The 22,354-nt window shown below is 58.8% G+C and carries 23 protein-coding genes; 4 read left to right on the top strand and 19 right to left on the bottom strand.

Annotated features, from left to right (window positions below; all coding sequences use genetic code 11):
- The first annotated feature begins 48 nt into the window (after window positions 1–48).
- Complete coding sequence (locus EPD60_RS09395; protein ID WP_131449113.1) at window positions 49–294, top strand: hypothetical protein; 246 nt, start codon at window positions 49–51, stop codon at window positions 292–294.
- Here EPD60_RS09395 and EPD60_RS09390 read toward each other — a convergent pair whose 3' ends face one another.
- Window positions 295–2,193, bottom strand: a complete 1,899-nt coding sequence (locus EPD60_RS09390) for an AAA domain-containing protein (protein WP_131449111.1) — start codon at window positions 2,191–2,193, stop codon at window positions 295–297.
- A gap of 125 nt (window positions 2,194–2,318) precedes the next feature.
- Between EPD60_RS09390 and EPD60_RS09385 the strand changes: the two genes are divergently transcribed.
- Window positions 2,319–2,708, top strand: a complete 390-nt coding sequence (locus tag EPD60_RS09385) for a hypothetical protein (RefSeq protein ID WP_131449109.1) — start codon at window positions 2,319–2,321, stop codon at window positions 2,706–2,708.
- A gap of 57 nt (window positions 2,709–2,765) precedes the next feature.
- Here the strand turns inward: EPD60_RS09385 and EPD60_RS09380 are convergent, their stop codons facing one another.
- Together EPD60_RS09380 and EPD60_RS09375 are read right to left on the bottom strand one after the other, a co-directional pair.
- Window positions 2,766–3,110 carry a hypothetical protein gene (locus EPD60_RS09380; RefSeq protein WP_207896589.1) on the bottom strand — a complete coding sequence of 115 codons (345 nt, stop codon included), beginning with the start codon at window positions 3,108–3,110 and terminating at the stop codon, window positions 2,766–2,768.
- Window positions 3,111–3,161: 51 nt separating this feature from the next.
- Window positions 3,162–3,410 (bottom strand): hypothetical protein, encoded by a 249-nt coding sequence (locus EPD60_RS09375; protein ID WP_131449107.1) that lies wholly within the window; start codon window positions 3,408–3,410, stop codon window positions 3,162–3,164.
- Between the two features lie 174 nt (window positions 3,411–3,584).
- On the opposite strand from EPD60_RS09375, the gene trxA reads away from it, so the two are divergent.
- Window positions 3,585–3,884 carry a thioredoxin gene (gene trxA, locus EPD60_RS09370; protein WP_131449105.1) on the top strand — a complete coding sequence of 100 codons (300 nt, stop codon included), beginning with the start codon at window positions 3,585–3,587 and terminating at the stop codon, window positions 3,882–3,884.
- A 96-nt stretch (window positions 3,885–3,980) separates the two neighbouring features.
- On the opposite strand, the gene EPD60_RS09365 is transcribed toward trxA, so the two are convergent.
- From EPD60_RS09365 to EPD60_RS09320, 10 genes are all read right to left on the bottom strand, one after another.
- Entirely contained in the window at window positions 3,981–5,150 is a 1,170-nt protein-coding gene (locus EPD60_RS09365) for a lycopene cyclase family protein (RefSeq protein WP_131449103.1), read from the bottom strand.
- A gap of 120 nt (window positions 5,151–5,270) precedes the next feature.
- The gene (locus tag EPD60_RS09360) at window positions 5,271–5,783 is read right to left on the bottom strand and encodes a sterol desaturase family protein (RefSeq protein ID WP_131449101.1); all 513 of its coding nucleotides are present in this window, start codon (window positions 5,781–5,783) and stop codon (window positions 5,271–5,273) included.
- Between the two features lie 76 nt (window positions 5,784–5,859).
- On the bottom strand, window positions 5,860–6,390 hold the full coding sequence (gene idi, locus EPD60_RS09355) for an isopentenyl-diphosphate Delta-isomerase (protein WP_131449099.1): 531 nt from the start codon (window positions 6,388–6,390) through the stop codon (window positions 5,860–5,862).
- Between the two features lie 2 nt (window positions 6,391–6,392).
- Window positions 6,393–7,235 (bottom strand): phytoene/squalene synthase family protein, encoded by an 843-nt coding sequence (locus EPD60_RS09350; protein ID WP_131449097.1) that lies wholly within the window; start codon window positions 7,233–7,235, stop codon window positions 6,393–6,395.
- Entirely contained in the window at window positions 7,232–8,713 is a 1,482-nt protein-coding gene (locus EPD60_RS09345) for a phytoene desaturase family protein (RefSeq protein ID WP_131449095.1), read from the bottom strand. The genes EPD60_RS09350 and EPD60_RS09345 overlap by 4 nt, the downstream gene beginning before the upstream one ends.
- Window positions 8,710–9,195: an RNA polymerase sigma factor gene (locus EPD60_RS09340; protein WP_131449093.1), complete on the bottom strand. Its 486-nt coding sequence runs from the start codon at window positions 9,193–9,195 to the stop codon at window positions 8,710–8,712. Before EPD60_RS09340 ends, EPD60_RS09345 begins: the two co-directional genes overlap by 4 nt.
- A gap of 127 nt (window positions 9,196–9,322) precedes the next feature.
- Entirely contained in the window at window positions 9,323–10,198 is an 876-nt protein-coding gene (locus tag EPD60_RS09335; RefSeq protein WP_131449091.1) for a MerR family transcriptional regulator, read from the bottom strand.
- A gap of 40 nt (window positions 10,199–10,238) precedes the next feature.
- Entirely contained in the window at window positions 10,239–10,988 is a 750-nt protein-coding gene (locus EPD60_RS09330; RefSeq protein WP_131449089.1) for a tyrosine-protein phosphatase, read from the bottom strand.
- Window positions 10,989–11,027: 39 nt separating this feature from the next.
- A complete protein-coding gene (locus tag EPD60_RS09325) occupies window positions 11,028–11,912 on the bottom strand; it encodes a hypothetical protein (protein ID WP_131449087.1) in 885 nt (294 codons plus the stop codon).
- A 132-nt stretch (window positions 11,913–12,044) separates the two neighbouring features.
- A complete protein-coding gene (locus tag EPD60_RS09320) occupies window positions 12,045–13,241 on the bottom strand; it encodes a glycosyltransferase family 4 protein (RefSeq protein WP_131449085.1) in 1,197 nt (398 codons plus the stop codon).
- A gap of 88 nt (window positions 13,242–13,329) precedes the next feature.
- On the opposite strand from EPD60_RS09320, the gene EPD60_RS09315 reads away from it, so the two are divergent.
- The gene (locus tag EPD60_RS09315; protein WP_131449083.1) at window positions 13,330–14,757 is read left to right on the top strand and encodes a hypothetical protein; all 1,428 of its coding nucleotides are present in this window, start codon (window positions 13,330–13,332) and stop codon (window positions 14,755–14,757) included.
- On the opposite strand, the gene EPD60_RS09310 is transcribed toward EPD60_RS09315, so the two are convergent.
- From EPD60_RS09310 to EPD60_RS09285, 6 genes are all read right to left on the bottom strand, one after another.
- A complete protein-coding gene (locus EPD60_RS09310) occupies window positions 14,684–15,793 on the bottom strand; it encodes a glycosyltransferase family 4 protein (protein WP_131449081.1) in 1,110 nt (369 codons plus the stop codon). The two genes, EPD60_RS09315 and EPD60_RS09310, sit on opposite strands and share 74 nt — an antisense overlap.
- Window positions 15,794–17,011 carry a glycosyltransferase gene (locus EPD60_RS09305; protein WP_131449079.1) on the bottom strand — a complete coding sequence of 406 codons (1,218 nt, stop codon included), beginning with the start codon at window positions 17,009–17,011 and terminating at the stop codon, window positions 15,794–15,796.
- Window positions 17,012–17,405: 394 nt separating this feature from the next.
- Window positions 17,406–18,632: a glycosyltransferase gene (locus EPD60_RS09300; RefSeq protein WP_131449077.1), complete on the bottom strand. Its 1,227-nt coding sequence runs from the start codon at window positions 18,630–18,632 to the stop codon at window positions 17,406–17,408.
- A gap of 244 nt (window positions 18,633–18,876) precedes the next feature.
- Window positions 18,877–19,842, bottom strand: coding sequence for a Gfo/Idh/MocA family protein (locus tag EPD60_RS09295; RefSeq protein ID WP_131449075.1), 966 nt, complete (start codon window positions 19,840–19,842; stop codon window positions 18,877–18,879).
- A 147-nt stretch (window positions 19,843–19,989) separates the two neighbouring features.
- Window positions 19,990–21,447 carry an NDP-hexose 2,3-dehydratase family protein gene (locus EPD60_RS09290; protein ID WP_131449073.1) on the bottom strand — a complete coding sequence of 486 codons (1,458 nt, stop codon included), beginning with the start codon at window positions 21,445–21,447 and terminating at the stop codon, window positions 19,990–19,992.
- Window positions 21,432–22,325: an NAD-dependent epimerase/dehydratase family protein gene (locus tag EPD60_RS09285; RefSeq protein WP_131449071.1), complete on the bottom strand. Its 894-nt coding sequence runs from the start codon at window positions 22,323–22,325 to the stop codon at window positions 21,432–21,434. Before EPD60_RS09285 ends, EPD60_RS09290 begins: the two co-directional genes overlap by 16 nt.
- Window positions 22,326–22,354 lie beyond the last annotated feature (29 nt).

The following is a 22,354-nucleotide window of genomic DNA, read 5'->3' as shown; positions in this document are numbered from 1 at the left end:
GCCGGGGCCTTTTCATTTTAAAGCCTGTGCGGGGGCTACCTTTATTCCATGTCGGAGCCTTTCGAAATACCGGTCACCTATAAGGATAAGGAGTACCTGTTCACGGCCTATATCCGCCCGCACGGCTATACGCAGCGCATCGAGATCGAAGTGGGGCAAAGCCTCGTGTACGTGGAATGGGACGAAGAGCGTAACCTCCGCGTGCTCTCCGACCCGGAACTGGCTGTTGGCCCGCTGCCCGACCCGGGCCTCGTACAAGCCATTGTGGAAGTGCTGGAAGCGGCGCGGGATTAATCAGAACTCCATCAGCTCCCACGCACTGATATACGCATCCTGCTCCTGGGCGTAAGCGATAAGGTCGGCATAAAAGGGATACTGCCCCAGCGTGGCGCTATCGCCGGCCAGCACGAGCTTCTTGCGCGCACGGGTCATGGCCACGTTCATGCGACGCACCTCCGAAAGAAACCCGATCACATTGTCGGCATTGCTCCGCGCCAGGCTGATGAAGATGGCGTCGCGCTCCTGCCCCTGGAAGGAATCGATCGTATTGACCGTAAGCGCGTCGCCCAACTCCTTCAGTGCGGGCTGCGCGGCCGCCAGCTCGCGCAGCAACTCCACCTGGTGGCGGTAGGGCGAGATGACGCCGATACGCGGCGGCGGTGTGCCTGCGGGCAGCTCCGACAACAGCCGCGTTACCTGTTGCAGCAGGAACACCGCTTCTTCGGGATTGGAGATGCGCGTGCCCTCCACCTTTTCCTCGTAGCCGGTGCCCGCGGTATCAATGAAGGTAAAAGGACGGTCGCCCGCGAAGAGCAGATGGCCCGCAACGGCGGGCGCTGCCTTGAGGCGGTCCTCATAAAATTCCTTTGAAGAAAAACGCATGATGGTGTCGTGCATCCGGTATTGCTCTTCCAGTAGAACTACGGCTTCGGGGTAACGGCCCACGCAGCGCTCCATCAGCGTGCGGGTGAGACCGTCGCGCGCCGCGGCCTCCGACTTTACCGTCGGTGGCAGCTGGCAGTGGTCGCCGGCCATGATGAGCCGCTTGCCCTTCAATACCGGGATCCAGCAGGCAGGCTCCAGGGCCTGGCCCGCTTCGTCGATCACTACCGTTCCGTAGCGCAGGCTGCGCACCGACTGGTGCGCGGCACCCACCAGCGTAGCCGTGATCACCTGTGCGCGATCCAGTACGGAAGAAGCGATATAACCCTCCGTGCGCTCGATCTCCTTGCCGATGGCGCGGGCTTCGTTGAAGAGCGCCTTGCGCTGCTCGCGCTCGGCGGCGCCGAAAGAGCGCTTGTATTTGTGCGCCAGGTCGCGGTACTCGGAAGCCTGCTTCTTCATGCGGCGGATCTCTTTCATCTGCGGGTGTGCCTGCATGCGCTCATCGAGCGTCAGCGCCAGCAGCGCCTCCGACACGCGGGCGGGGTTACCCACGCGCACCACATTGAGTCCTTCCGCAGCGAGCTTCTCGCTCAGCAGGTCCACGGCGGCATTGCTCGGCGCCGTCACCAGCACCGGTCCTTCCTCGCCGCGGGCAATCCGCGCGATCGCTTCCACCAGCGTGGTGGTCTTGCCCGTACCCGGCGGGCCGTGCACAATGGCGAGCTCGTTGGCCGACAGGATCTTTCGCACGGCCTCGTTCTGCATTTCGTTGAGGCGGTGCGCCGGCTGAAAAGGGAGCCGTTCGTTGAAGGTCGGGGCCTGGGTGCCTGTGAGCACGCGGGCAAGGGCGCCCTCTTCGCGTTGCTCAAGCCGCTCCGGCGCGATGCGGAGCGCCCGCTCCATTTCCTCGTAGCTGTTCTCGTCGAAAACGAGGTCAACACCGAGGCGTCCGTCGCGGGTCCAGTCGGGCAGCTCGTCTACCCGAAGCGAAATTTTCATCCGGTCGCCGCGCAGGTTGCTGATAACACCGGGCAGGCGGTCGCTGGCCGCGTCGTGGTTGGAAAAGAGTGCCACCGAGGCGCCAAAGCGAAACTGGTGAATAACGTCCTGGGCTGTCGTGCGCTCCACCTCGATGCTGAGGTAGTCGCCATAGCCGGCCTCGGTATCGCGGATGGCCACCGGGAACCAGGTGCTTCCGTTGGCACGGCGGTCGTTGAGCGGTACGGAGCGCGCCATAGCCTCCCAGGCAGCACGGTCTTCGTCTTTTTCGAGCTGCAGCAGGCGGGTGAGCTCCTTAAAATAATCCATGGAGCGTAAAGGTAGGCGCTGCTTTTTTTCCCACCGGCGGGCGGTGAAAAAAGCGGCCGGGGCTGGGTAAAATCCATTGTTTGACACCAGGCGGTGGCCGTAGCTTGGACACAAAACAACAACCGATGCGCATCTGCTTCTTTATCCCGTTCCTCCTGCTCCTTGCCTGCTCGCGACCCAGGCCGTCTTTAAGCCCCGATGCTGTTGCCGGCACCTGGCTCAAGAAAGCCGAGGCGGCCGACGGGCAAAACCTGTGGTGCCTGTATTACTACGACACCTGCGCGCTCGACGATGCCTGGCGCTTCGCCACCGACGGCAGCTATACGGTTATTGATACGGGCCTTCGCTGCACTGTGACTCCGCCCGGCGGCAACTGGCAGTTGCTGGAAGGCCGGCTGCGGCTCGACGGCACAGATTACACCGTGCTGCGTTGCGACCGCGAGTTGTGGCTCGAGGGAAGACGCCTTCGGAACGGCTTTGCCCAGCGGCATGAGCTTCGCTTCCGGCGGCCATAAAAAAGCCCCTCCCGTTCCCGCGGTTGCCGGAACAGGAGGGGCTTCGTGTGTCTCTTTTTACAAAGGCACGTGCTTCTTCACTTCTACGTCCTGCATGAACTTACTGACTTCCTCGTCGGCATAGCTGCCGTAGGCGTCCGTGAGTGTGCCCTTGTGGCCGTCCACGGTTTCGATGGCATAGAGGATCGACATATCGTCGGGGTTGGAGATACCCTCAAAGCGGTAGAAGTTCGCTACTTTGATGTCTTTGGGTTTGAAGGACTTCTTATCGTCCATGCTCACGAGCTTACCTTTTTCTACGCGGAACTGGTCCACATAGCCGTCTTTCGTGAGTTTGTTGATGAGGGCGGCCATATCGGTCATTTCGGTATTCCGGTCGTTCGCCTGCATATCCATTTCCATGAGTCTTAGGTTTATACCGGTACCTATACCAATTTGATGCCTAGCCTGTTGTCAGGCCACGAGCTCCACAAAACGGATCTCGTCGAGGTAGGGCTCGAGCAGCTCGGTGCTGTGGAAGGAGCGGAACTTTTCAATCTCCTCACCCGGGCCGCGGTAATAGACTTCTACATAAAAACTATCGACGGCATACAGGGCGATGACGTACTCATCTTCGCGGCGCTCGCAAAGCAGAACGCCCTCTTCACAAATAATATGAGCCTGTGCCGGGAGCGGAAGCAGTTTGAATTCAGTGAAGCGCATTCTGGAAGGTTTTGGTAAACACCTGGAAGTACCCCATTTTTTTCGGAGCAACTTGTCCACACAGCTCCTGCAAAAACCACACCGTCCGGTTTCACGCGGTTTCCACGCCCCGGAAAATAAGTTTTGCACGCTGGTACAATTGCTGTTGTGCTTTTGTATAAACTGACCGGAATCATGGCATCTTTCCAGGAAATGATACATTCGGACAAGCCGGTTCTCGTGGACTTTTTTGCGGAATGGTGTGGCCCCTGTAAAATGATGGCGCCCATCCTGCAGGAAATGAAGGCGAAGCTCGGTGACGGGGTGACGATCCTGAAGATCGACATCGACCGCAACCCACAGGCCGCGGAATATTATGATATTCAAAGCGTTCCAACGCTGATCCTGTTCCGCAAAGGCCAGGTGAAGTGGCGCCAGTCCGGCGTGGTCCCCGCCCCGGCACTGGCCCAGGTGATCGAGCGCTACGCCGACTGAGCGGGCCTCCGGCACACAGCGAGGCTGCCCCGGGTTAACCAGCCAGGCCGACATTCGTCGCGCCTGTGACTCCCTGTACTGATGTAGAAACACGGTCTACAGACCGGTCAGCTGGCGAAGCGCCGCCCGCGCGAAAGGCGCCGTGGGCAAGGATGCAATGATCCCCAGCTCTTCGCCCAGGTTGCTCTCGTTGTCCAGAAAACGCAGCACTTTTTGCGGATCGTTGCGGCGAAAGAGGTCGGTAAAGATGTCGGCGCCCCGCACCTTCCCGTGCGCCAGCACGTCGAGCAGCACACTGTCGTAAAAATGAAAACGGCCCGGCGCACTGCCGGCGCCCACCGGTGATCCGGTGGCTTTGAGGCGGCGCACCAGCGCCGCTGAATGCTTCTGGATATTTCGAAAGGTATAGCCGCTGGAGCCCTTTGTCTGGCCGCCGGCGGTACCCAGGTTGATCACACGCCCCTCCCCCGCCGGGAAGCGGTGATTGGTCATGGGGATCACGCCGGTTTCTGCTTCCAGCACCGTATAGCCTGAAAGCCCCAGCCGGTCGCGGACGTAGGCCGCGAGCGCGGCATCGTAAGCGGCCGCAGGCAACAGCTCGCCGGTAAAAAGTGTGTACTCCACCAGGGCCCGGCGCTCCGAGAAGGGCAGTACATAAACGAAGGCGGTCCCTGCCTCCTGCCCCGTGCGGAAGTCCATGAGGGTAGCCCGCCCCGGGTCGAAAGCCGGCTCCGCCGTTTCGATAAGCCAGCCTTTGAAATGCTGCAGCAGCCAATGGGTGCTCGGCGCAGGCGCGGGCCTCGTATAAATACTGTTGAAGAGCCAGGGTGCCTGTACCGTCTTCCCGGCGGCCCCGAGCCAGGCACCGCCGGCATCGGAGCCGGCAGCACTTACCGGCGCCTGCAGGAAATGAACGTCGGGGAAGCCTTCCAGCACAGCGCGGCAATGCCGGTAAAAGTCGGCGCCGCGGATCACCTTGTAGGCGTAAGGCCCCAGGTTGAGGGTGCGCGAAAACGCATCAGCATGAAAGCCGAGCTGCTCCCAGCGGTGATGCACGATGGATTCAAACGGCCCCGCCCCGCGCTCCCAGAAGCACCACGTGCGGTCGTTGCGCTCCTTGACGTCGCGGTCAACCAGCAATACCCGCTTGCCCGCCAGCAGTCCTTCGGCCGCCATCCGGTGCAGCAGGCTCAGCGCTGCGCAGCCGGCCCCGGCAAAGAGCAGGTCGTAGTCGGGAAGAAGCTCGGTGGAGGAGATGGGCGTCAAAGGTTCTAAGGTTCTGGGGTTCTAAGGTTCTGGGTTATAAGAGCCAGTAATGTCATCAGTAGTTTACAGCTCCTATCAACATTCCTAATCGTCCTTTCGATATTCGTTATTCGCTATTCGTTATTCGCTATTCTTCTCCGGCGCGTAGCCAACCTTCTTCCCTTTCATCAGCTTTTTATCGCGCCGCACTTTCTCCCAGTATTTATTGTGTACGAGCAGCATCCCGAAGCTTTCGCCTTCGTGCTTACCAAGGTGCTTGTGGTGCATCTTATGGGCCCAGCGGATGGCGCGCACATAGGTGCTGTTGCTGCGGCTGAACCACTTGAAGCGCTGGTGGATGATAACGTCGTGTACAATGAAATAGGCGGCGCCATAGGCCATGATCCCGAAGCCGATAGCGGCCTGCCACCAGACGCCGTAGTGGACCCCAAATCCAATGAGCAGCATGCTCGGCACGGCGAAGATGACGAAGAACAGGTCGTTCTTCTCAAAAAATCCCGGCTCCACCTGGTGATGGTCGCGGTGCAGCATCCACAGGAAGCCGTGCATCACGTAGCGATGCGTGAGCCAGGTGATGCCTTCCATCGTGACAAAGGTTCCCAACAGCACCAATATGAAATACAACGTCGTCATAACCTTCAATTTAAACAGGGTTCTGAGGTTCTGAGGTTCTAAGGTTCTAGGTTGGTTTAAAGGTCCCCCCAGAACCTTAGAACCTTTTCTCTTCCCGGATCCGGTTCACTTTTTCATAGATCATCCGGAACCATTGGGTAAAACGTTCCGGGTGCTCGCGGATCTCCGCCTCGAGTTCTTCCGCGCTTACATAGCGGACCCCGGCCACCTCTTTGGGATCGGGAGCAAAGTTACCCTCCCAGGTGCCCGCAAACACGTGATCGTATTCATGCTCTTCGAGCCCGTTCTCCACCTCGGCGCGGTAGGTAAACGAGAACAGGTGTCGCAGCGGGAGGCTGATGCCGAGCTCCTCCTGGAGGCGACGCGCGGCGGCCGCATCGGGAGCCTCGCCGGGCAGCGGGTGGCTGCAGCAGGCATTGCTCCAGAGACCGCCGCCGTGGTATTTGTCCAGGGCCCGCCGCTGCAGCAGCATACGCCCTTTATTATCGAAAAGAAACACGCTGATGGCGCGGTGCAGGAGGCCGCGGCGGTGCGCCTCCAGCTTGCCCGCCGTTCCCTGGGGCTCGTCGTGCTCGTTAACCAGTACTACCTGTACTTCTTCTTCCATCATCATCCAATCAGGCGCAGCCTGTTTTTTACCAGCGCGCGGAATACAATATAGGCCTTGTGATAATTCGGAATACGGATCCGCTTCTGCAGGATGTGCGCGGGGGCCGTTTCCTTGATCTTGCGGAACAGCGAGTAATAGTATTTATACGCCACGTAAACCCCGAAGCGTGCCTTGAGCGGCAGGCCCAGAATACCTGCGTAGGCCGCGCGGAAGTCGGCCTCGATGTCGGCTTCGATCTGCGCCTTGTCGGTTGCCGTAAAATTGTGAAAGTTGCAGCCCGGGAAATACATGCGCGACAGCGAGTTGAAGTCCGCCTGGATGTCGCGCAGGAAGTTCACCTTCTGAAAAGCCGCGCCCAGCGCGCGTGCCGGCGCGCAAAGACGTTCATATTGCACACGGTCGCCTTCGCAGAAAACATACAGGCACATCAGCCCCACCACCTCGGCGGACCCGTAGATATACTCCTCGTATCCCTGGCGGTCGTACGACTGCTCGGTGAGATCGCTTTCCATGCTGCGGAAAAAAGCTTCGATCAGCTCCTGGTCGACACCGTATTCATTCACGGTCTTTTGAAAAGCATTGAGAATCGGGTTGAGGCTGATGCCGCGGCGAATCGCATCCCGGGTCTCCGCACGGAATCGGGTCAGCAACTCCTGCTTGTCGTGCCCGTGAAACGTGTCCACGATCTCGTCGGCAAGACGCACAAAGCCGTAAATATTGAAAATGGGACCCCGGAGATCGGCATGCAGCAGCCGGATAGCCGACGAAAAAGAGGTGCTGTAATTCAGTGTCACCACGCGGCTGCAATCGCTGCTCGTCTTGTGAAATAATGCTTCCGTCATAGCTTACCGTTGAACGTTTTAAGTACTTGTGCGGCTACCACTTCACCGGAGATGAGGCTGGGCGGCACGCCCGGCCCCGGCACGGTGAACTGGCCGGTGTAAAACAGGTTCGAGACTTTTCGGCTCTGGCAGGAGGGTCGGAAGATGGCGGTTTGTAAGAGGGTATTGGCAAGGCCGTAAGCATTCCCTTTGAAGGAATGGTAGTCGCGCTCAAAGTCGCTTACGGCAAAATTCTTTTTATAGATGATCGCATCGCGGAGCGACTGGCCGGTGTGTCGTTCGAGGCGCGCCATGATGGCATCGAAATAGCGCTCCCTGACCTCTTCGGTATCGGTGTTCAATCCGGCTGCTACCGGGATCAGAAATACGAGGTTCTCGCATCCCTCCGGCGCACAGCCGGGATCGGTCTTGGAGGCGGCCGACACATAAAACAGCGGATCGCTGGGCCATTGCGGGTCGGTGTAGATCTCCTGTGCGTGCCGATCGAAAGGAACGTCGAAGAAAAGGGCGTGGTGGGGCAAGCCTTCAACGCGTTTGTTCACACCCACATAATACATCAGGCAGGAAGGCGCCAGCACGCGGCGCTGCCAATAGCTTTCCGTATAAGTACGGTATTCGGCCGGAAGCAACTTTGTTTCGGTGAAATGATAATCAGCGCCGCTGATAACGGCATCGAAGGCATATACGCCCTTGTCGGTCTCCACCTCGCGGGCCTGCCTGCCCGTGATGCGGATGGCGCGGGCTTCTTCACCGAAGCGAAACTGCACGCCCAGCTCTTCGCAAAGGGCCTGCATTGCCTGCACGATGCTCCACATGCCGCCCTCGGGATACCAGGTGCCGCCCTTGATGTCGGCCCAGTTCATCAGGCTGTAAAGCGCCGGCGTGTTTTCCGGCAGTGCACCCAGGAAGAGCACGGGAAACTCCATCAGCTGCCGCAACCGCTCGTTGTGAAAGTGGCGGGCGATGTGCTTTTTGATCGAGGTAAAGATGTCGAGCCGCAGCACGTTGCGCACCACTTCCCAGTCGAGAAACTCGGTGAGCGAGCGACCGGGCTTGTACACGAGGCGCTGCATCCCGATGCGGTATTTGTGCTGCGCCTCTTTGAGATAGTGATCGAGGCGGGCGCCCGCACCGAACTCGATGGACTCGAAGAGTGCCTTCAGCTCGGAGTAGCCGGCGGGGATATCGGTGGGACCGTCGGCCCAATAAACGCGGTAAGAAGGGTCAAGACGGGTGAGCTGGTAATAATCCGAAACCTGCTTGCCAAAAGAAGCGAAAAACCGCTCGAATACATCGGGCATCCAGTACCAGGAGGGCCCCATATCGAAGGTGAAGCCAGCCTCCTGCAGGCGACGTGCCCGCCCGCCCGCCGTTGGGTTTTTGTCGATGACGGTGACATTCCAGCCGGCACGGGCCATGAAAGCAGCCGCCGACAGTCCGGCAAAACCGGCGCCGATTACCAATACCTTTCCGGTCATCGATCGAGTTGTTTTTGCAGCATCTTCTTCGCGAAATGGATGCGGCTTTTTATCGTTCCAAGTGGTTCATTAAGCGCGCCGGCGATCTCCTGGTATTTGTACCCCTGGAGGTACAAAAAGCACGCTTCCTTAAAAATAGCCGGTAATCCGTAGAGGGCGGTATTAATTTCCTTAAGGCGGAGCTCGCCTTCCGGACCCACACTCCAGCGGTTATTCTTCTCAGCATACAACAGTGTGTCCATCACCATGCGCTTGCGCTCGGTGCGGCGGTAATCGTTGATAAAAATATTGCGCATGATGGTGCTGAGCCATGCGCGGATATTGGTGCCCGGCTGGTATTTGTCGCGGTGCGCAAATGCCTTGTACAGCGTTTCCTGGTAAAGGTCCTGGGCGGTCTCCCGGTCTTTGGTAAGGGTGATGGCAAAAGGCCGAAGACCCTCCGCATTCGTGACCACCAGGCTATTGAATTCCTGAATGCCCATCTTGTTTAATTTTTGTCTACGTAAAACTAAACAAAAACCAGTCCCGCAAAACTCTTTTTGTTTAATTTTTGTAAATTAAAAATTAAACAAGGCGTAGTCGAAGTGACAGGCCTTTGATAATCAGCGCTTAAAGCAGCGAGATATACGAATGGACAGCGGAAAGGGATTGGAGCAGCACCAGGTTGGAGGGCATATTCGCGGGCAGTTCGTGGGCAACGTACCCCGAAAGCAGGATGCGCGTGTCGGGCAGGCCGGAGCTGAGGCCGTTGAGGAAACGGATAAGGGCGTTGCGGTGGTGCACCGCGGTGAGGTGGAGGTAGCAGGCTTCGGGCGCCTTAAGGCGCGCGGCGTACAGGGCGTCTTTCAGGGGCAGGTTGGCGCCCAGGTAGAGTACAGACACGCCTTTGCGGCGCAGCAGGTAGTTGACATACAGGAGGCCCAGCTCATGAAATTCGCCTTCGGGCAGCAGGAGCAGCATCAGCGGGGTGCCGGCATCGGGCAGCGGCAGGCGCTCGATGGCGGCAATCACCTTCTGGCGTACAATGTTGGACACCACGTGCTCGTGGCCCGGGTTGACGCGGCCCGTTTGCCACAGGATCCCCGTCTTTTCCAGGAAGCGGAAGACGATGTGCAGGATGGTGTTCTCCATTCCATAAGCGGCCAGGTGCCCGTTAAGCCGGGTTTCAAAGCCATGGGCGTCCATATCCACCATGCAGCCGAGCAGCTCGTTCACCAGGTGCTCCTGGCGCGCGTCTTCGAACTGGAGCGCCAGCACTTCCTTATCGCGCTGGCCCGGGTCCATCCCGTCGATGCGGGATATCTTGTAGCCATACTTGTTGAGGAGGGCAACGGTAAGCAGGGTCTTGAGCTCCTCGTTGTTGTAGGTGCGGATGTTGGTGGAAGTGCGCGAGGGTTTCAGAAACCCGTAGCGCTGTTCCCAGATACGGATCGTGTGGGCCTTTACGCCCGTCAACGATTCAAGTTCCTTGATTGTAAATCCCATAGATGCAGGTACGACAAACAAAACGCAAAATGGTTCACGTTCAGAGCTCCGCGTTGCGGAGGCGGCCCGAGTCGCGGAGTTCGGCCAGCAACGGCGAGGCCGCGGCCCGCTCAATCACCGGGAAGTGCTGGGCATGGTGGAGGTCGCTGCCAGCCAGATCATAAAAGCCTTTTTTGATGAAGCGGGCGGCGAGCTCCTTGCTGAGTTCGCCGTAGTGCCCGGCCAGCGACATGAGGTTGAGCTGAAACAGGCAGCCGTTGTAGCGCAGGTCGTCGAAATAGCCGGGATCTTTCTTCAGGCTGATGTAGCGCTCGGGGTGCGCGATCACCGGCGTGTAGCCGCGCAGCTGCAGGTCAAACACGATCTGCTTGAACTCGGTATGAAACGACATAGCCGAAGCCTCCACCAGCACCAGGTTGCCGTCGAGGCTCAGCAGGGGTGCCGGGGCGGCCACTTCCGCTGCAAAGTGCTCGTCAACGAAATATTCGGCGGCGGCGTGCAGCTCGATATCGATTCCTTCGGCGGCAACGGCGGCGCGCAGCTCTTCCAGCCCGGCGCCGATGATGGCGGGCGTGTTCTGGTACAGGTCCCACAGGATATGCGGGGTGGTGATGAGTTTGCGGTAGCCGAGGCGCCGGAAGCCGCGGACGAGGTCGAGCGCCGCGTCGAGGTCGGCAGCCCCGTCGTCGATGCCCGGGATGAGGTGGGAGTGCATGTCGGTGCCCAGCCAGCTCAGGTCGGTGCGGGAGGTCGCGGGCTTCTTTTTACTGAAGAGTCGGGAGAGGAACACGCTGCTAATTTAGCGGAATGCCGGCAACCGGGAGCGGGGTTAATTGGTGAGCGCTACCGGTTGCGCCTTGCTTTTGGCCGCAACGTCGGCGGCGCCGGCCAATGATTCCTTACCGGCAAGGGCAGCCTCCCGGCGGCGGATCCGGCGGTTGAGCAGGCGCAGTACATCGAAGCCGACGAACAGCAAGAGGGCGATGGGAATGAAAACGGAAAGCGCGTAGGTCACGCGGTGAAAGAAGGCAGCCTTCGGTGCCAGGTTGACGTTAACGGGACCCAGCTCCACTTTACTGTCGAACCAGGCAAACTGGTCGGGCTTGATGCGGCCCCTGTAGGCTTCCTTCATCTGGTTGTTGGCCAGCAGCTCGGTCACCGAATGGCAGCCCTCGGGAAGCTTTGGCTCCAGGTTGGCATCGAGGAAGCACCAGCGGCCGTTCACGCGGGCCTCCAGGGCAAAATGCCCGGTAAAGCCCACCTTGCGGTACGAAATGCCGGCCTTCTGCAGGCAGGCGGCCAGCACGATCGATACCTGCGAACAGGCAGCGTTGCTGTGTTGCAGAATGTCGTTGGGGAGAACGATCGCGTTGAGGTCTTTCCAGACAAATTTGCTGGCAGTGTAGGCGATCCAGTTGTGGCGGAAGGTGTAATAGCTGTAGCCGTGGTAAAAACGCTGCGACACGATATTGCCGAGCGTCTTCACATAGCCCAGTGTATCCTGGCGGTTGCCGCCTTCGATCGAGTCCGCATAAGCAACGATCTTGTCGACGGTGAGGAGACGGTAAAAGAGCTTGCCGTCGTAAGCATCCCATTTGTCGCCATAGCTGATGTAGATGTTCTTCGGAGGCGAAGGGATCGCGAAAAACCCCACTACCAGGATCAGGAGTAAGGTGTAACAGGATATACGCAGTAACTTTCGGAAGAGCGTCATTCAGTTGGTGAGTTTCGGTCCGTGTAGTGGACTACGAAAGTACCGCCAACCGTATTAAGAAAGCATTAAAATCGGCTAATGTGCTGCATTGTGGACGAAGCAGCCGTTCCAGTGGATGAACGCAATTGCCGGTTAGCGGCGGGCGTTGTTTAAGAGCTCGTTGTAGTAATTTTTGGTTTGCGCCACCATGCCTTCTACCGAAAAAGTACGGGTAGCGAATTCGCGGCCGGCGATGCCCGTTGTCTTGCGCAGGCCCTCGTCTTCAATCAGCCGGAGCGTGTGTGCCGCCAGCGCCGCCACGTCGCCCGCGGGTGCCAGGAAGCCACCCCGTCCGTCCTCGAGCGTGTCGGCAACGCCGCCCACATTGGTGGCCACCACCGGCCGCCCCGCGGCCTGCGCTTCAATGAGCGACACGGGTGTGCCCTCGTTGTGCGAGGTGAGCAGCACAAGGTCGAGGCCCGCATATACGGCGTCCATATCCGTTTGCCAGGAGGTGCAGGTCACCAGGGCCCGGCGCGGGTTTTCGGGGTAGTAGGTATAGTCAAGCCCGAGGCGGCGGCATTCTTCTTCTGCAACGGGGCGCTCATCGCCGTCACCGATCAGCATAAAGCGAAGGCGGCGCCCGGTATTGCGGGCCACCTCGGCGGCCATGGCCAGGAAGAGCGCGTGGTTCTTCACCGGCACGATGCGGCCCACGAGGCCAATGGTGATCTCATCGTCGGCGATACCGAAGCGGTGGCGGAACGTAGCGCGCTTGACGTCCTGGTCGTCGCGGAAGGGAGCCAGCTCGAGGCCCAGCGGGATCACGCGGATCTTGTCGGGGCTGCAGATCCGGAAGTCGCGCGTCAATTCCTGTTTCTGCAGCTCCGAAATGGCAATGATGCCCGAAGAGCGGCGGGCCAGGTAGCGTTCCGCCTCGATGAACAAGCGGGTTTTGAGGGGCGAGAAATAGCTGTGAAACACGTGGCCGTGGAAGGTGTGCACGGTAACCGGCACCTTGCAGGCGAAGGCCGCCAGGCGGCCGAGGGCCCCGCTTTTGGCAGCATGCGTGTGCACGATGTCGGGCTTGAAGTCGCGGATGATCTCCTTCAGGCGGCGATAGGCGGCGCGGTCCTGGCCAAAGGAAATAGCCCGCCGCATTTCGGGCACCACCAGCGGCTTGATGCCATAGCGCTCGGTGATGAAAGAAGCGTCCTGCTCGTGGTCGTCGCGTCCGCCGATGACCATGAGTGTTTCAAAATCGGGCTGCCCGTAATGGGTCAGGTAGGCGGCAATAATGGCGGGCCCTCCAATGACGAGCCGGTTCAGCACACAAACAACACGGGGCATATTCTGAGACTAAAGATTTAAATAAATTATAAAGCGTGTTCCGGGACGGGCATGCTACCTTTACGGCTTCCCGAAAAGCAGCTCCCGAATGTATTTACTGACTTACTTCATTTTCTGGTACGACTATGTAGCGCTTCCTTTTTACCTGCTGGCGATAGCCGGCTTCCTGCAGTTTTACTTCAAACGGAAGCATGCGAACGAGCCGGAGCTGCGCAAGCTCTTCCAGCAGGGAATGATACTGAAGCTCATCGGGAGCGTGGCTATCGGACTTATCTACGAACTCTACTACCGGGGTATGTATGACGGACGCTGGTACTTCGAGGGTGCCACGGTGCTTACGGGCTATTTCCAGAAACATCCCGGCGAGATCTGGCATGTACTTACCTCGGGGATCAAGGATTTCAACAGTACCAACCTCGACGGTCTCAACTCGGAGAACTTCTACCTCTTCGCCGACGAATCCTTCTTCGTGGCCAAGGTGGGCGGCGTGCTGAACTTCCTCACCTTCGACATGTTCCTGCCGCTCTCACTGTTCTTCTGCATGTTCGCCTATATCGCGCTGTGGAACTTCTTCATTTTCATCCGCAAGGAGTTCGAGATCCAGACGCGCCTAGCAGCCTTCTGCACCATCTTTATTCCGTCGGTGCTGGTGTGGGACTCCTCGATCTTCAAGGACACCATCACCTTCAGCGCCCTTTGCTGGCTGTTCGTCACGGGCTATTACACCTTTGTGAAGCCCCGCCGCGTTTATATCAACCTCCTGGGCTTCGCCCTGGCGGCCTATTTCATCATCAGCGTGAAGGTGTACATCTTCGCCGCCTTTGTACCTTTCTTCCTGCTCTTCGTTTTCAACTCGCTCAAGCACAAGATCCGCAACGATGCGGTGCGGGTGCTGTCAACGCCCTTCGTACTCATCTTTGCGGCCGGCGGTATGTTTCTCTTCCTGAGCAACGCCAATGAGCTGCTGGGCCGCTATTCGGTTGAAAACGCCCTGGAAACGGCTTCCAACACGTATAACTCCATCACGATGTACGGTGGCGTGGCCGGTTCCTCCTACGAACTCAACGTCGACCTGAGCTCGCCGCTCGGTATCCTCGCGGCCATCCCGGTGGGCATCAACCTGACGCTGTTCCGCCCCTATCCCTGGGAGTACGGCAAGATCTTCATCTTCGTGGCCTCCATCGAGAGTATGCTGGTGCTGTACTTTACGGTGAAGCTCATTTTCCGTGGCGGCATCGGCTCCACCTTCCGCATCATCGCCAACAACCCCATCCTCCAGTTCTGCCTGCTCTTCACCGGTCTCTTCGCCTTCATGACGGGGATGGCGGCGGCCAACTTCGGCACGCTGGTGCGTTACAAGATCCCCTGTCTCCCCTTCTATTTTCTCTTCCTCGTATTCCTCTACCAGAAGAAGGCAGCCGAAGCGAAGGAAAAGCACGATTCTATGCTTGCTGAAGAGGAGCGTCGTTCGCTACAGAATCAATTATCCGCAGGTAAACCGGTGCATTCTTCCTGATGCTGTAAAGGCTTTCGACGCGGTCGTGCGCGGCGGTGCCGATGCGGCGGCGCTCCGACGGGTTGTCGATGAGGTATTTTAGCTTCTCGACCCACTCTTCTTTTGTTTTTACGAGGTAGCCCGATACACCGTCCTCAATTACCCGGTAGTTGGCGCCGATGCCCGTAGCCACGGTGGGGATGCCGAGCGACATGTACTGCAAGGCCTTCAGGCCGCTTTTGCCCATCACCCACTGGTCGTCGAGCGGCAGCGGGTAAAGGCCGATATCGAAGCGCTGCAGCGTCGGGATCTCGCGCTCGGCCGTCCAGGCCACCGCTTCGTAATCCACGCCTTCAATTGTGTAATCGGCCGAGCCCATCACCAGCAGCTTGAAGTCGTGCGTCTTCGCCAGCTCCTGCAGCATGTCGTTGTATAATTTCAGGTAGGCCACCGTGCTATGCGAGCCGCTCCAGCCGAGAATAAGGCGGTGGTCGTTCTGGTAATTGTTCACCATCCTGTACGCATCGGTGTCGATGGTCGACGAGATATCGGTGGTGTGCTGGTTGTACTTGCGGGTAAACTCGTCGAGGAAGGGCGTGCAGGTGATCACGTGCTTCGCCTTCTTCATCAGGTGCACCGGCTTCTTGCGGCTTTTGAGCATGCCGCGCCACCAGGCAATGTGCTTCGCTTCCTTCAGGAACACGAGGTCGTCGATGTCGTAAATGATCCGCTTCGCCACCTTGCCGTACAGCCATTCAAAGAAGGCCGGGCGGATGGGCGTCACCCACAGGTGGATATACACCACATCGTATTGGCGCAGGCGGAACAGGTCTTTGATGCGGCGGGCATAGCCGCGCGCAAAGCCGGCGGCCTTGGCGAAAATGTGACCGGGCTTGTAGAGCACCTTCCAGATCTCGTCGTCGTAAAAGCTTGAATATTCAATCTCGTAGCCCGCTTCGCGGATATGCGGGTAATACTGCTCGTATTTAAGACGCTGGCTCGGTGCCTTGTCGTGCGGGTAAGGGTTGATGAAAAGGATGCGTTTCTTGGTGCTCATTTAGGAAAGTAATTTCTGGTATACACGGAAGTAGTTGTCGGCGCCGAACTGCAGTGAGTAGTTGTCGAGGTCGTAACTGCAGCCCACCGGCTGGCGCTGCGCCACCCAGGCAGCCGCCTTTTCGTATTCGGCGGCATTGGTGGCGGGCAGCAGGTAGCCGCAGGCCAGCTCCTCGAAGATCTTGCCGGCATCGCCTACGCCGGCATTGGTGATGATCGACTTGCCCATGGCCAGCATCTCGTAGCTCTTGGTGGGCGAAGTAGCCTGCTTGGCAAAGGTGGGCGTGATAAAGAAAAGACCGTAATGAAGGGCAGAGATATAGAGCGGCATCTCGGCGCGCGGCGCCGACGTCACCACGATGTCTTCGCGCGACAGGCCCGCTTCCTCGGCCACGCGCTTTACCTCTTCGGGGTCGTTGTTGACGAGGAAGAGCAGGCGCGCATCGGGCACCTTGCGCTTGATGGCCTTGAAGCATTCCAGCAGCTCGGGCACCATATAGGCCACGCCGATGGAGCCCACGTAGCCGAAGACGGTCGCGTCTTTCAGCCCGAGACGCGCGCGCAGGGCTTCGGTGTCGGCGGCGGGAATATGACTGGGATCAAACAGACCGGTATCCACGCAGCAGGGGATAACGGTAATGTCTTCGGGTTTGCGGTTCGGGTATTTCTGCAGCACGATCTCCTTCGCGCGGTGCGTCAGGGAGATGATGTGCGCGCTTTTTTCAAAGAGGTTGCGCTCAAACCAGCGGAGGCCGCGGTACACAGGACCGTGCGGGAAGCCGCTCGTTTTGAGGCGGCCGGTTTCCACCACCGCGTCGATCCAGAAGTCGCGCTTGTCGAAGATCTGCTTCACCTTGTAGCGGCGGCTCACGAGGTAGCCCACGCAGGAAGCGATGTAGGAGCGGCTGTGGATGACCGCGTAGCGGTACTTCTTCGTCAGGGCAAAGGCTTTCGTTACGAAGGCGCGGAAGTCGTACACCTTGTAGCGGATACCGCGGCCCACGGTAAACTCCATGCGGTGCCACAGGATGCCGTGCTCGTCGAGCAGTTGCTGGATCTTTTCGATCTTGGCCGCGTTGGCAGCCTTTTCGAACGTGAGCAGGTGAAACTTCACGCCGCGCTTTGCACAGGAAATGATATAAGGCAACACCTGCGACTGGCCGATATGATCGGAAAGGCCGTCGTAGGATAGATAGAGAACGGTTTTATCTGGAGACATGGTCTGTTTGTCTAATGGTCAATTGGTAAGGCGGTTTGCGGCTGCAAGTTGCGGCATTCACCAATACCCTTCTAAAAACAAGTGCTTCGAACGGTAAATAAGCTTCCGAGAAAGCTGTTTGGACTTTTATGCGCCCGGAGATGGCTTACACGCAATCACAGCTGACAAGGCGGCGCCCCGGAATGACAGGTAGGCAGCCGGAGAAGGAACTTACATCACCCCAAATCGCAGTTATTGTTCCAAAAATGACAGGTAGGCAGGCAGAGCTGACAGGTAGGCATCCGGAGCGGGCAGATATGCAGGCGAAGGAGGCATTTAGGCCCCCGGAGGAGGCATTTACACACCCGGAGCTGAAAAGGATACCGAAGCAGGCGGGTAGGCTGTCGCTCCTTGTTTACTTAAGTACCTGGTCAACAAGCGCGTACCACTCCTTGCGGATGCTTTCCTTGTCGAAATGGCGCGCACGGCTTTTCCCGGCTTCGATGTCGCGGGCGCGGTCGGCAGGGCTCTGCGCGAGCACGGTTTCGATCTGGTGCTGCCAGGCCGCAATGCTTCCGGTATCGCCGGCGTCGGGGACGGGCATGAGGTAAGAGCCGCTGGCTTTTTCCACCTGCTTTCTGCCAGGCTGCCACGCCCCTTTTCCCTGCAGCACTTCAAACACGCCGCCGTTGGCGCAGTCGCTGACGAGCGCGGGCGCACCGCTGTAAAGGGCTTCAAGCAGTCCGAGCGGCAGCCCCTCTCCTTTCGTGGGAAATACAAAAGCGGCGGCGCGGCCGATCAGGTTGTGGATGTTCTTCTGGAAGTTGAGAAAGTACACGTCGGCCGACGCATCGAATCCTTCTTCGCACTGCGTGTAGCGCAGCCCCGCGGCCGCGGCATCGCGCTGCAGGCGCTCCTTCTCCTCTCCTTCCCCGATCAGCAGCAGCTTGACGCCTTTGTCTTTGAAAGCCGTAAACACCGGAAAGAGGCTCTCCGTGTTCTTGATGGGCGCAAGGCGGTGCGCGGCCACCAGCATGTGGTTGGCTGCATAGGCCGCCTCGAGGCCATAAGGCAGCGGCTCGGCGCGGTTGCGGTCGATGCGGGCCGTGTCGATGGGATTATAAATTACCTCCAGCTTATTGGCCGGCAGTTGAAAGAAGCCCGTGAGTTCCGGCAGCAGGTTGCTGCTGCCCAGCACGATGCGATCGAACTTCCTGTAGATATACGTAACCAGCGGGCGGAGCCGCACCATTGCTTTATTCTGCTCGTTTTTGAGGATGTTGATCTGCATCACGGCCACCTTCTTCTCATTGCCGGTGAGCGCGCTGATCCAGTCTACCGGCCACAGCTGCGAGATGGTAAGGCCGATCTTCTTCTGCTGCTTGAGGCGGCGCAGGCGGCCGATGCGCGCGGCATAGGTCTGCAACTTTCCCTTGATGCCGCCGGCCGGAACGATGTCCAGCGAGCCGCACTCCACGCCCTCGATAACGGGCAGCCGCTCCGCACGGTTGAGGGCGTAGAAATACACCTTACCGCGGCCGCGCTCCTGCAGCATTTCCGCCACCATGGCGGCCACCTTTTCGGCGCCGCCCTGGCCGAATTCCTGCACGAGTACCAGTACATTGGGAGCTGTCGTGTTCAAGTCTATTAGTTAATTGGTCTATTGGTTAATTGGAAATCGCATCCGAATCGCCGGATTAAGATCCGGATGCTGCGCATCAGGATGACAGGTAGCCGGGAGGCGATTGCGGGCGGCCCGACCGGCAGTCGCAAAGCCGCGAACAGCACCGCGGGCCGCACTTTTGTTCTCTTCAAGCCCTGTCATCCCGATCGCCCGCGATCGGGATCTTATTCCATCGCCGCTACGGAAATTAGTTGACCGCACATTATCTGAAGCCGCCCAGCCTTTGCACGCCGTCGATCAGGCGGGCTTGCACGAGGATCTTCTCCAACTCCTCATCGAAAGATTTTTCTTTCACGATCCGGTTGAAGTGCAGCAGCATATTGTTGAAGTGGTCATCGGCATCAAGCACCAGTTCCTGCGTGCCGCCGGCCTGCTCGAGGATGACGGAAGGCTTGAAGTCTGACTTGGCGGTGTAGGCGCGTGTGGCGGTGAGCTTGCCCGTGCTGCCCCAGATCTCGTAGTTGCACTGGTAGAAATTCTCGAAGCCCCAGGCTACCTCCGAAAAGAGGCCCTGTGCTTCGTCCACCAGGAAGGCGCCGCCAAACCAGTCGACGCCGTACTGCTCGTTGTAGGTAAGGTGCGCGGCCTTCACTTCGAAGTTGCTGCCGAACAGGAAGCTCGTGGCTTTGAGGGTATAGGCGCCGCTGTCGAGCAGGGCACCGCCGCCCAGCTCCTGCCGGTAGCGGATGTTGGCGTCGCCGCCAAAGGGCGGGAAGCCAAAGGAGGCGCGGATGGAGCGTACCTGCCCGATGGCGCCTTCCGCCAGCAGCTGCCGCACCGCGCGGTGCTGGCTGTGGTGCTGAAACTGGAAGTTCTCCACGATGGCGAGCCCCTTGCTGCGGGCGAGGGCAACGGCCGACTCCGCCTCTTCGAGCGTAACGAAGGCCGACTTCTCCACCAGCACGTGCTTGCCCGCTTCGAGGGCCCTCGTCACCCATTCATAGTGCAGGCTGTTGGGCAGCGGGATGTACACGGCCTCGATATCCTTCCGATCCAGCAGGGCGTCATAGCTGCCTTCGCCGGCAATGCCGAAAGGCGCGGCGGCCGCGTCGGCGCTCAACTGGCTGCGGCTCGCTACGGCCACGAGTTCGTTTTCCTTAATGGCCTTTATGGCCGGCATCACCGAGCGGACCGCGATGTTGGCGGCCCCGAGTACTCCCCATTTCATAGATGTCAGATGTGAGATGTTAGATGTCAGAACCTCACCCCTAGCCCCTCTCCGGAACGGAGAGGGGAACAGAATCACCACAACTATTAATCTATGTGGGTTCTGCACTCGCCCTCTCCAGAACGGAGAGGGGGCAGGGGGGTGAGGTCATTGAAACGCGATCGCCGCAATGAGGCTGCGCGCCTGGATATTGAGGTAGTTGTTGAACTTGATGAAGGTCTTCATCTGGTGAAGCGTCATCCAGATATAGTTCTCGGGCGTTTCTTCCGGAAAGTTCTCCTCGGCAAGCAGGATCATATTGCGGTTCTGCTCGCGGTAGAAACGGCCGCCTTCCTCCGACTGGAGCGTATCGTACACGATCGTTTCGGGCTTTGCCTCCAGCACGTAGCTCAGGTAGGGCAGGTTGTGCAGGCTGTACTCGTTTCGGTACGACCCGGTGATGCACTGCACGGTGGGCGCCATCTCGAGGATGTCGAAGTTGCCGCTCTCCACCTTGGCCTGCACCAGGAAGTGAAGCACGCCCCTGATCTCTTTGGCAATGAAGGCGCAGATGCCTTCCTGCACCGGTTCGATGAGCGGCTGGTCCCAGCTGGTCACCTCGCGGTTGGATATCTCCACCCGCACGCCGATGACGCGGAAAAATTTATCGTCTTTATGGCGCACCTGGTCTTCTTCAATCACCCAGTCGCGCACCGAATGCAGCGGCAGGGGCTTCACCAAAAGGTCGTAGCGCGTTTTGAGGTTGGTGAACCAGTGGATGATCGCGTCGGGTGTGTGCAGCGCCACTTCGGCATTGAGCTCCGAAGTAAGGAAACGCGGGCCGGGCGCGGTGTCGCCGCGGTTGATCAGGTTGTAGAACTGCACCGTTTCGTTGGAGTGGCTGCCGTACGAGATGCCCGACAGCACGGTGCGCGTGTCCATATTCACCACGTTGTCCATCCGCATCAGCTGCTTGATCTGCCCCAGCGTCAGCCAGCAGAAATCTTCCAGCACGGGGATGTCTTCTTCGGTTTTGATGATGATGTTGCGGTTGCGCTTGCGCAGGAAGCGGGCACCCTGCTCCGACTGCAACTGGTCGAGCAGGATCTCGCAGCGGCCGCGGTCGGTGAAGTATTCGAGGTAGTTGGGCGTCTTGCCCTGGTGCACCTTGGTGTAATTGCTTTTGGTGGCCTGCAGCGTCGGCGACAGCTGCACGTTGTTGACGTTGCCCGGCTCGATCTTGGCCTGCAGCAGGAAGTAAAGGATGCCGTTGAACTCGCGGGTGATGATGCCCAGGTAGCCAACCTCGGGCTGGTTGATGATGGGCTGGTCCCACTCGGGCACGGGCCCCGAATTCGTTTGTACGTTGATGCCCTCGATGGTAAAGAACTTGCCCGACTGGTGCTGCAGCTTTATGTTGGCCTCATCCAGGAACCAGTTGCGCATCGTGGCAAAGGGAATGCGCTCCACGTTGACCTTCACCTCGCGGTTGCGCTCCTGCACCCATTCCAGCACCTTTTGGGTATCGTTGAAGGGATTGTCGAGCGTAAGGGCCGAGCGGAGGAAAAGAAGCTGCGCATTCTGGTTGAAATGCGTGCCGGATGAAGGACTTAGTCGTTGATCCATTGAGAAAGTGAGTAGGTTAAGGATTGCGGGAAAAGGGAGCGGATGCGGGTTGCGTCGAAGATGGTATCGCCCGATTCGAGCTTCAGCGCTTTCTCGGGCCAGGGTACCAGCTGCACGCCGGCGCCGTATTTGCCGGCGATCATGGTGGCGACCTCCTTCAGCGAATACGTTTCGCCGTCGGTGTTGAAGGTCTGCCCGTTGCTTCCGGGCAGCTGCGCCACTTCCACGATCTGGCGGCATAGGTCCTGCACATGCGTGAAGGTGCGGCGCAGGCCGCCGTCGCCGAAGAGCGAGATCGTCTCGCCCTTGCGGGCCTTGTCGAGAAAGAAGCCGATGGTACCGTACGACAGCGCGCCCGCAACGAGGTTGGCATAGGGTACGCAGATGCGGAAGATTGTATAATCGAGCCCGAAAAGGTTGCGGTACATTTCGAGGTATTGCTCGCCGTTGTATTTCGATGAAGCGTAGATCGTTTTGAATTCTTTTTCCGCGTCTTCGGCCAGCGGCACGCCTTCCACGCCCTTGTATACAAGCCGCGTGGAGGGGAAAATGATCTTCGGCTTTTTAGTGAAGCCGCGGAGTTGCTGCAGCAGGTGCAACAGGCCAAGCTCGTTCACCTGCACAAACAGCTCGTAGCGCTCGAAGGAAATATCGGTGCCGGTAAGCCCGGTGAAATAGTAAATGGCGTCGAAGCCTTCCTCGATGCTGCGCACCTGCGCCGCATCCGTAATATCGAGCTTGCGGTAGGCAATGGCGTCGGTGCCGCTATAGCCCTCCTGCAGGTCGAAGCCGGTGACGGCAGCGCCCTTTTCGTGCAGCAGGTAGTGCACGATATGCTGGCCGAGGTAGCCGTTACAGCCGAATACAGCAACGTTCATTGAATGGGGTAATGGGGTGATGTGCTAAT

It is taken from the genome of Flaviaestuariibacter flavus (genome assembly GCF_004337505.1).
Taxonomy (GTDB): domain Bacteria; phylum Bacteroidota; class Bacteroidia; order Chitinophagales; family Chitinophagaceae; genus Flavisolibacter; species Flavisolibacter flavus.
The sequence above is the reverse complement of the archived record's forward strand: the minus strand, read 5'-3'. Positions and strand labels throughout refer to the sequence as shown.

Excerpts from the sequence above, each read along its gene's own strand:
- EPD60_RS09395 (WP_131449113.1), top strand. The coding sequence starts at position 49 with ATGTCGGAGCCTTTCGAAATACCGGTCACCTATAAGGATAAGGAGTAC.
- EPD60_RS09390 (WP_131449111.1), bottom strand. The coding sequence starts at position 2,193 with ATGGATTATTTTAAGGAGCTCACCCGCCTGCTGCAGCTCGAAAAAGAC.
- EPD60_RS09385 (WP_131449109.1), top strand. The coding sequence starts at position 2,319 with ATGCGCATCTGCTTCTTTATCCCGTTCCTCCTGCTCCTTGCCTGCTCG.
- EPD60_RS09380 (WP_207896589.1), bottom strand. The coding sequence starts at position 3,110 with ATGGAAATGGATATGCAGGCGAACGACCGGAATACCGAAATGACCGAT.
- EPD60_RS09375 (WP_131449107.1), bottom strand. The coding sequence starts at position 3,410 with ATGCGCTTCACTGAATTCAAACTGCTTCCGCTCCCGGCACAGGCTCAT.
- trxA (WP_131449105.1), top strand. The coding sequence starts at position 3,585 with ATGGCATCTTTCCAGGAAATGATACATTCGGACAAGCCGGTTCTCGTG.
- EPD60_RS09360 (WP_131449101.1), bottom strand. The coding sequence starts at position 5,783 with ATGACGACGTTGTATTTCATATTGGTGCTGTTGGGAACCTTTGTCACG.
- idi (WP_131449099.1), bottom strand. The coding sequence starts at position 6,390 with ATGGAAGAAGAAGTACAGGTAGTACTGGTTAACGAGCACGACGAGCCC.
- EPD60_RS09350 (WP_131449097.1), bottom strand. The coding sequence starts at position 7,235 with ATGACGGAAGCATTATTTCACAAGACGAGCAGCGATTGCAGCCGCGTG.
- EPD60_RS09345 (WP_131449095.1), bottom strand. The coding sequence starts at position 8,713 with ATGACCGGAAAGGTATTGGTAATCGGCGCCGGTTTTGCCGGACTGTCG.
- EPD60_RS09340 (WP_131449093.1), bottom strand. The coding sequence starts at position 9,195 with ATGGGCATTCAGGAATTCAATAGCCTGGTGGTCACGAATGCGGAGGGT.
- EPD60_RS09335 (WP_131449091.1), bottom strand. The coding sequence starts at position 10,198 with ATGGGATTTACAATCAAGGAACTTGAATCGTTGACGGGCGTAAAGGCC.
- EPD60_RS09325 (WP_131449087.1), bottom strand. The coding sequence starts at position 11,912 with ATGACGCTCTTCCGAAAGTTACTGCGTATATCCTGTTACACCTTACTC.
- EPD60_RS09320 (WP_131449085.1), bottom strand. The coding sequence starts at position 13,241 with ATGCCCCGTGTTGTTTGTGTGCTGAACCGGCTCGTCATTGGAGGGCCC.
- EPD60_RS09315 (WP_131449083.1), top strand. The coding sequence starts at position 13,330 with ATGTATTTACTGACTTACTTCATTTTCTGGTACGACTATGTAGCGCTT.
- EPD60_RS09310 (WP_131449081.1), bottom strand. The coding sequence starts at position 15,793 with ATGAGCACCAAGAAACGCATCCTTTTCATCAACCCTTACCCGCACGAC.
- EPD60_RS09305 (WP_131449079.1), bottom strand. The coding sequence starts at position 17,011 with ATGTCTCCAGATAAAACCGTTCTCTATCTATCCTACGACGGCCTTTCC.
- EPD60_RS09295 (WP_131449075.1), bottom strand. The coding sequence starts at position 19,842 with ATGAAATGGGGAGTACTCGGGGCCGCCAACATCGCGGTCCGCTCGGTG.
- EPD60_RS09290 (WP_131449073.1), bottom strand. The coding sequence starts at position 21,447 with ATGGATCAACGACTAAGTCCTTCATCCGGCACGCATTTCAACCAGAAT.
- EPD60_RS09285 (WP_131449071.1), bottom strand. The coding sequence starts at position 22,325 with ATGAACGTTGCTGTATTCGGCTGTAACGGCTACCTCGGCCAGCATATC.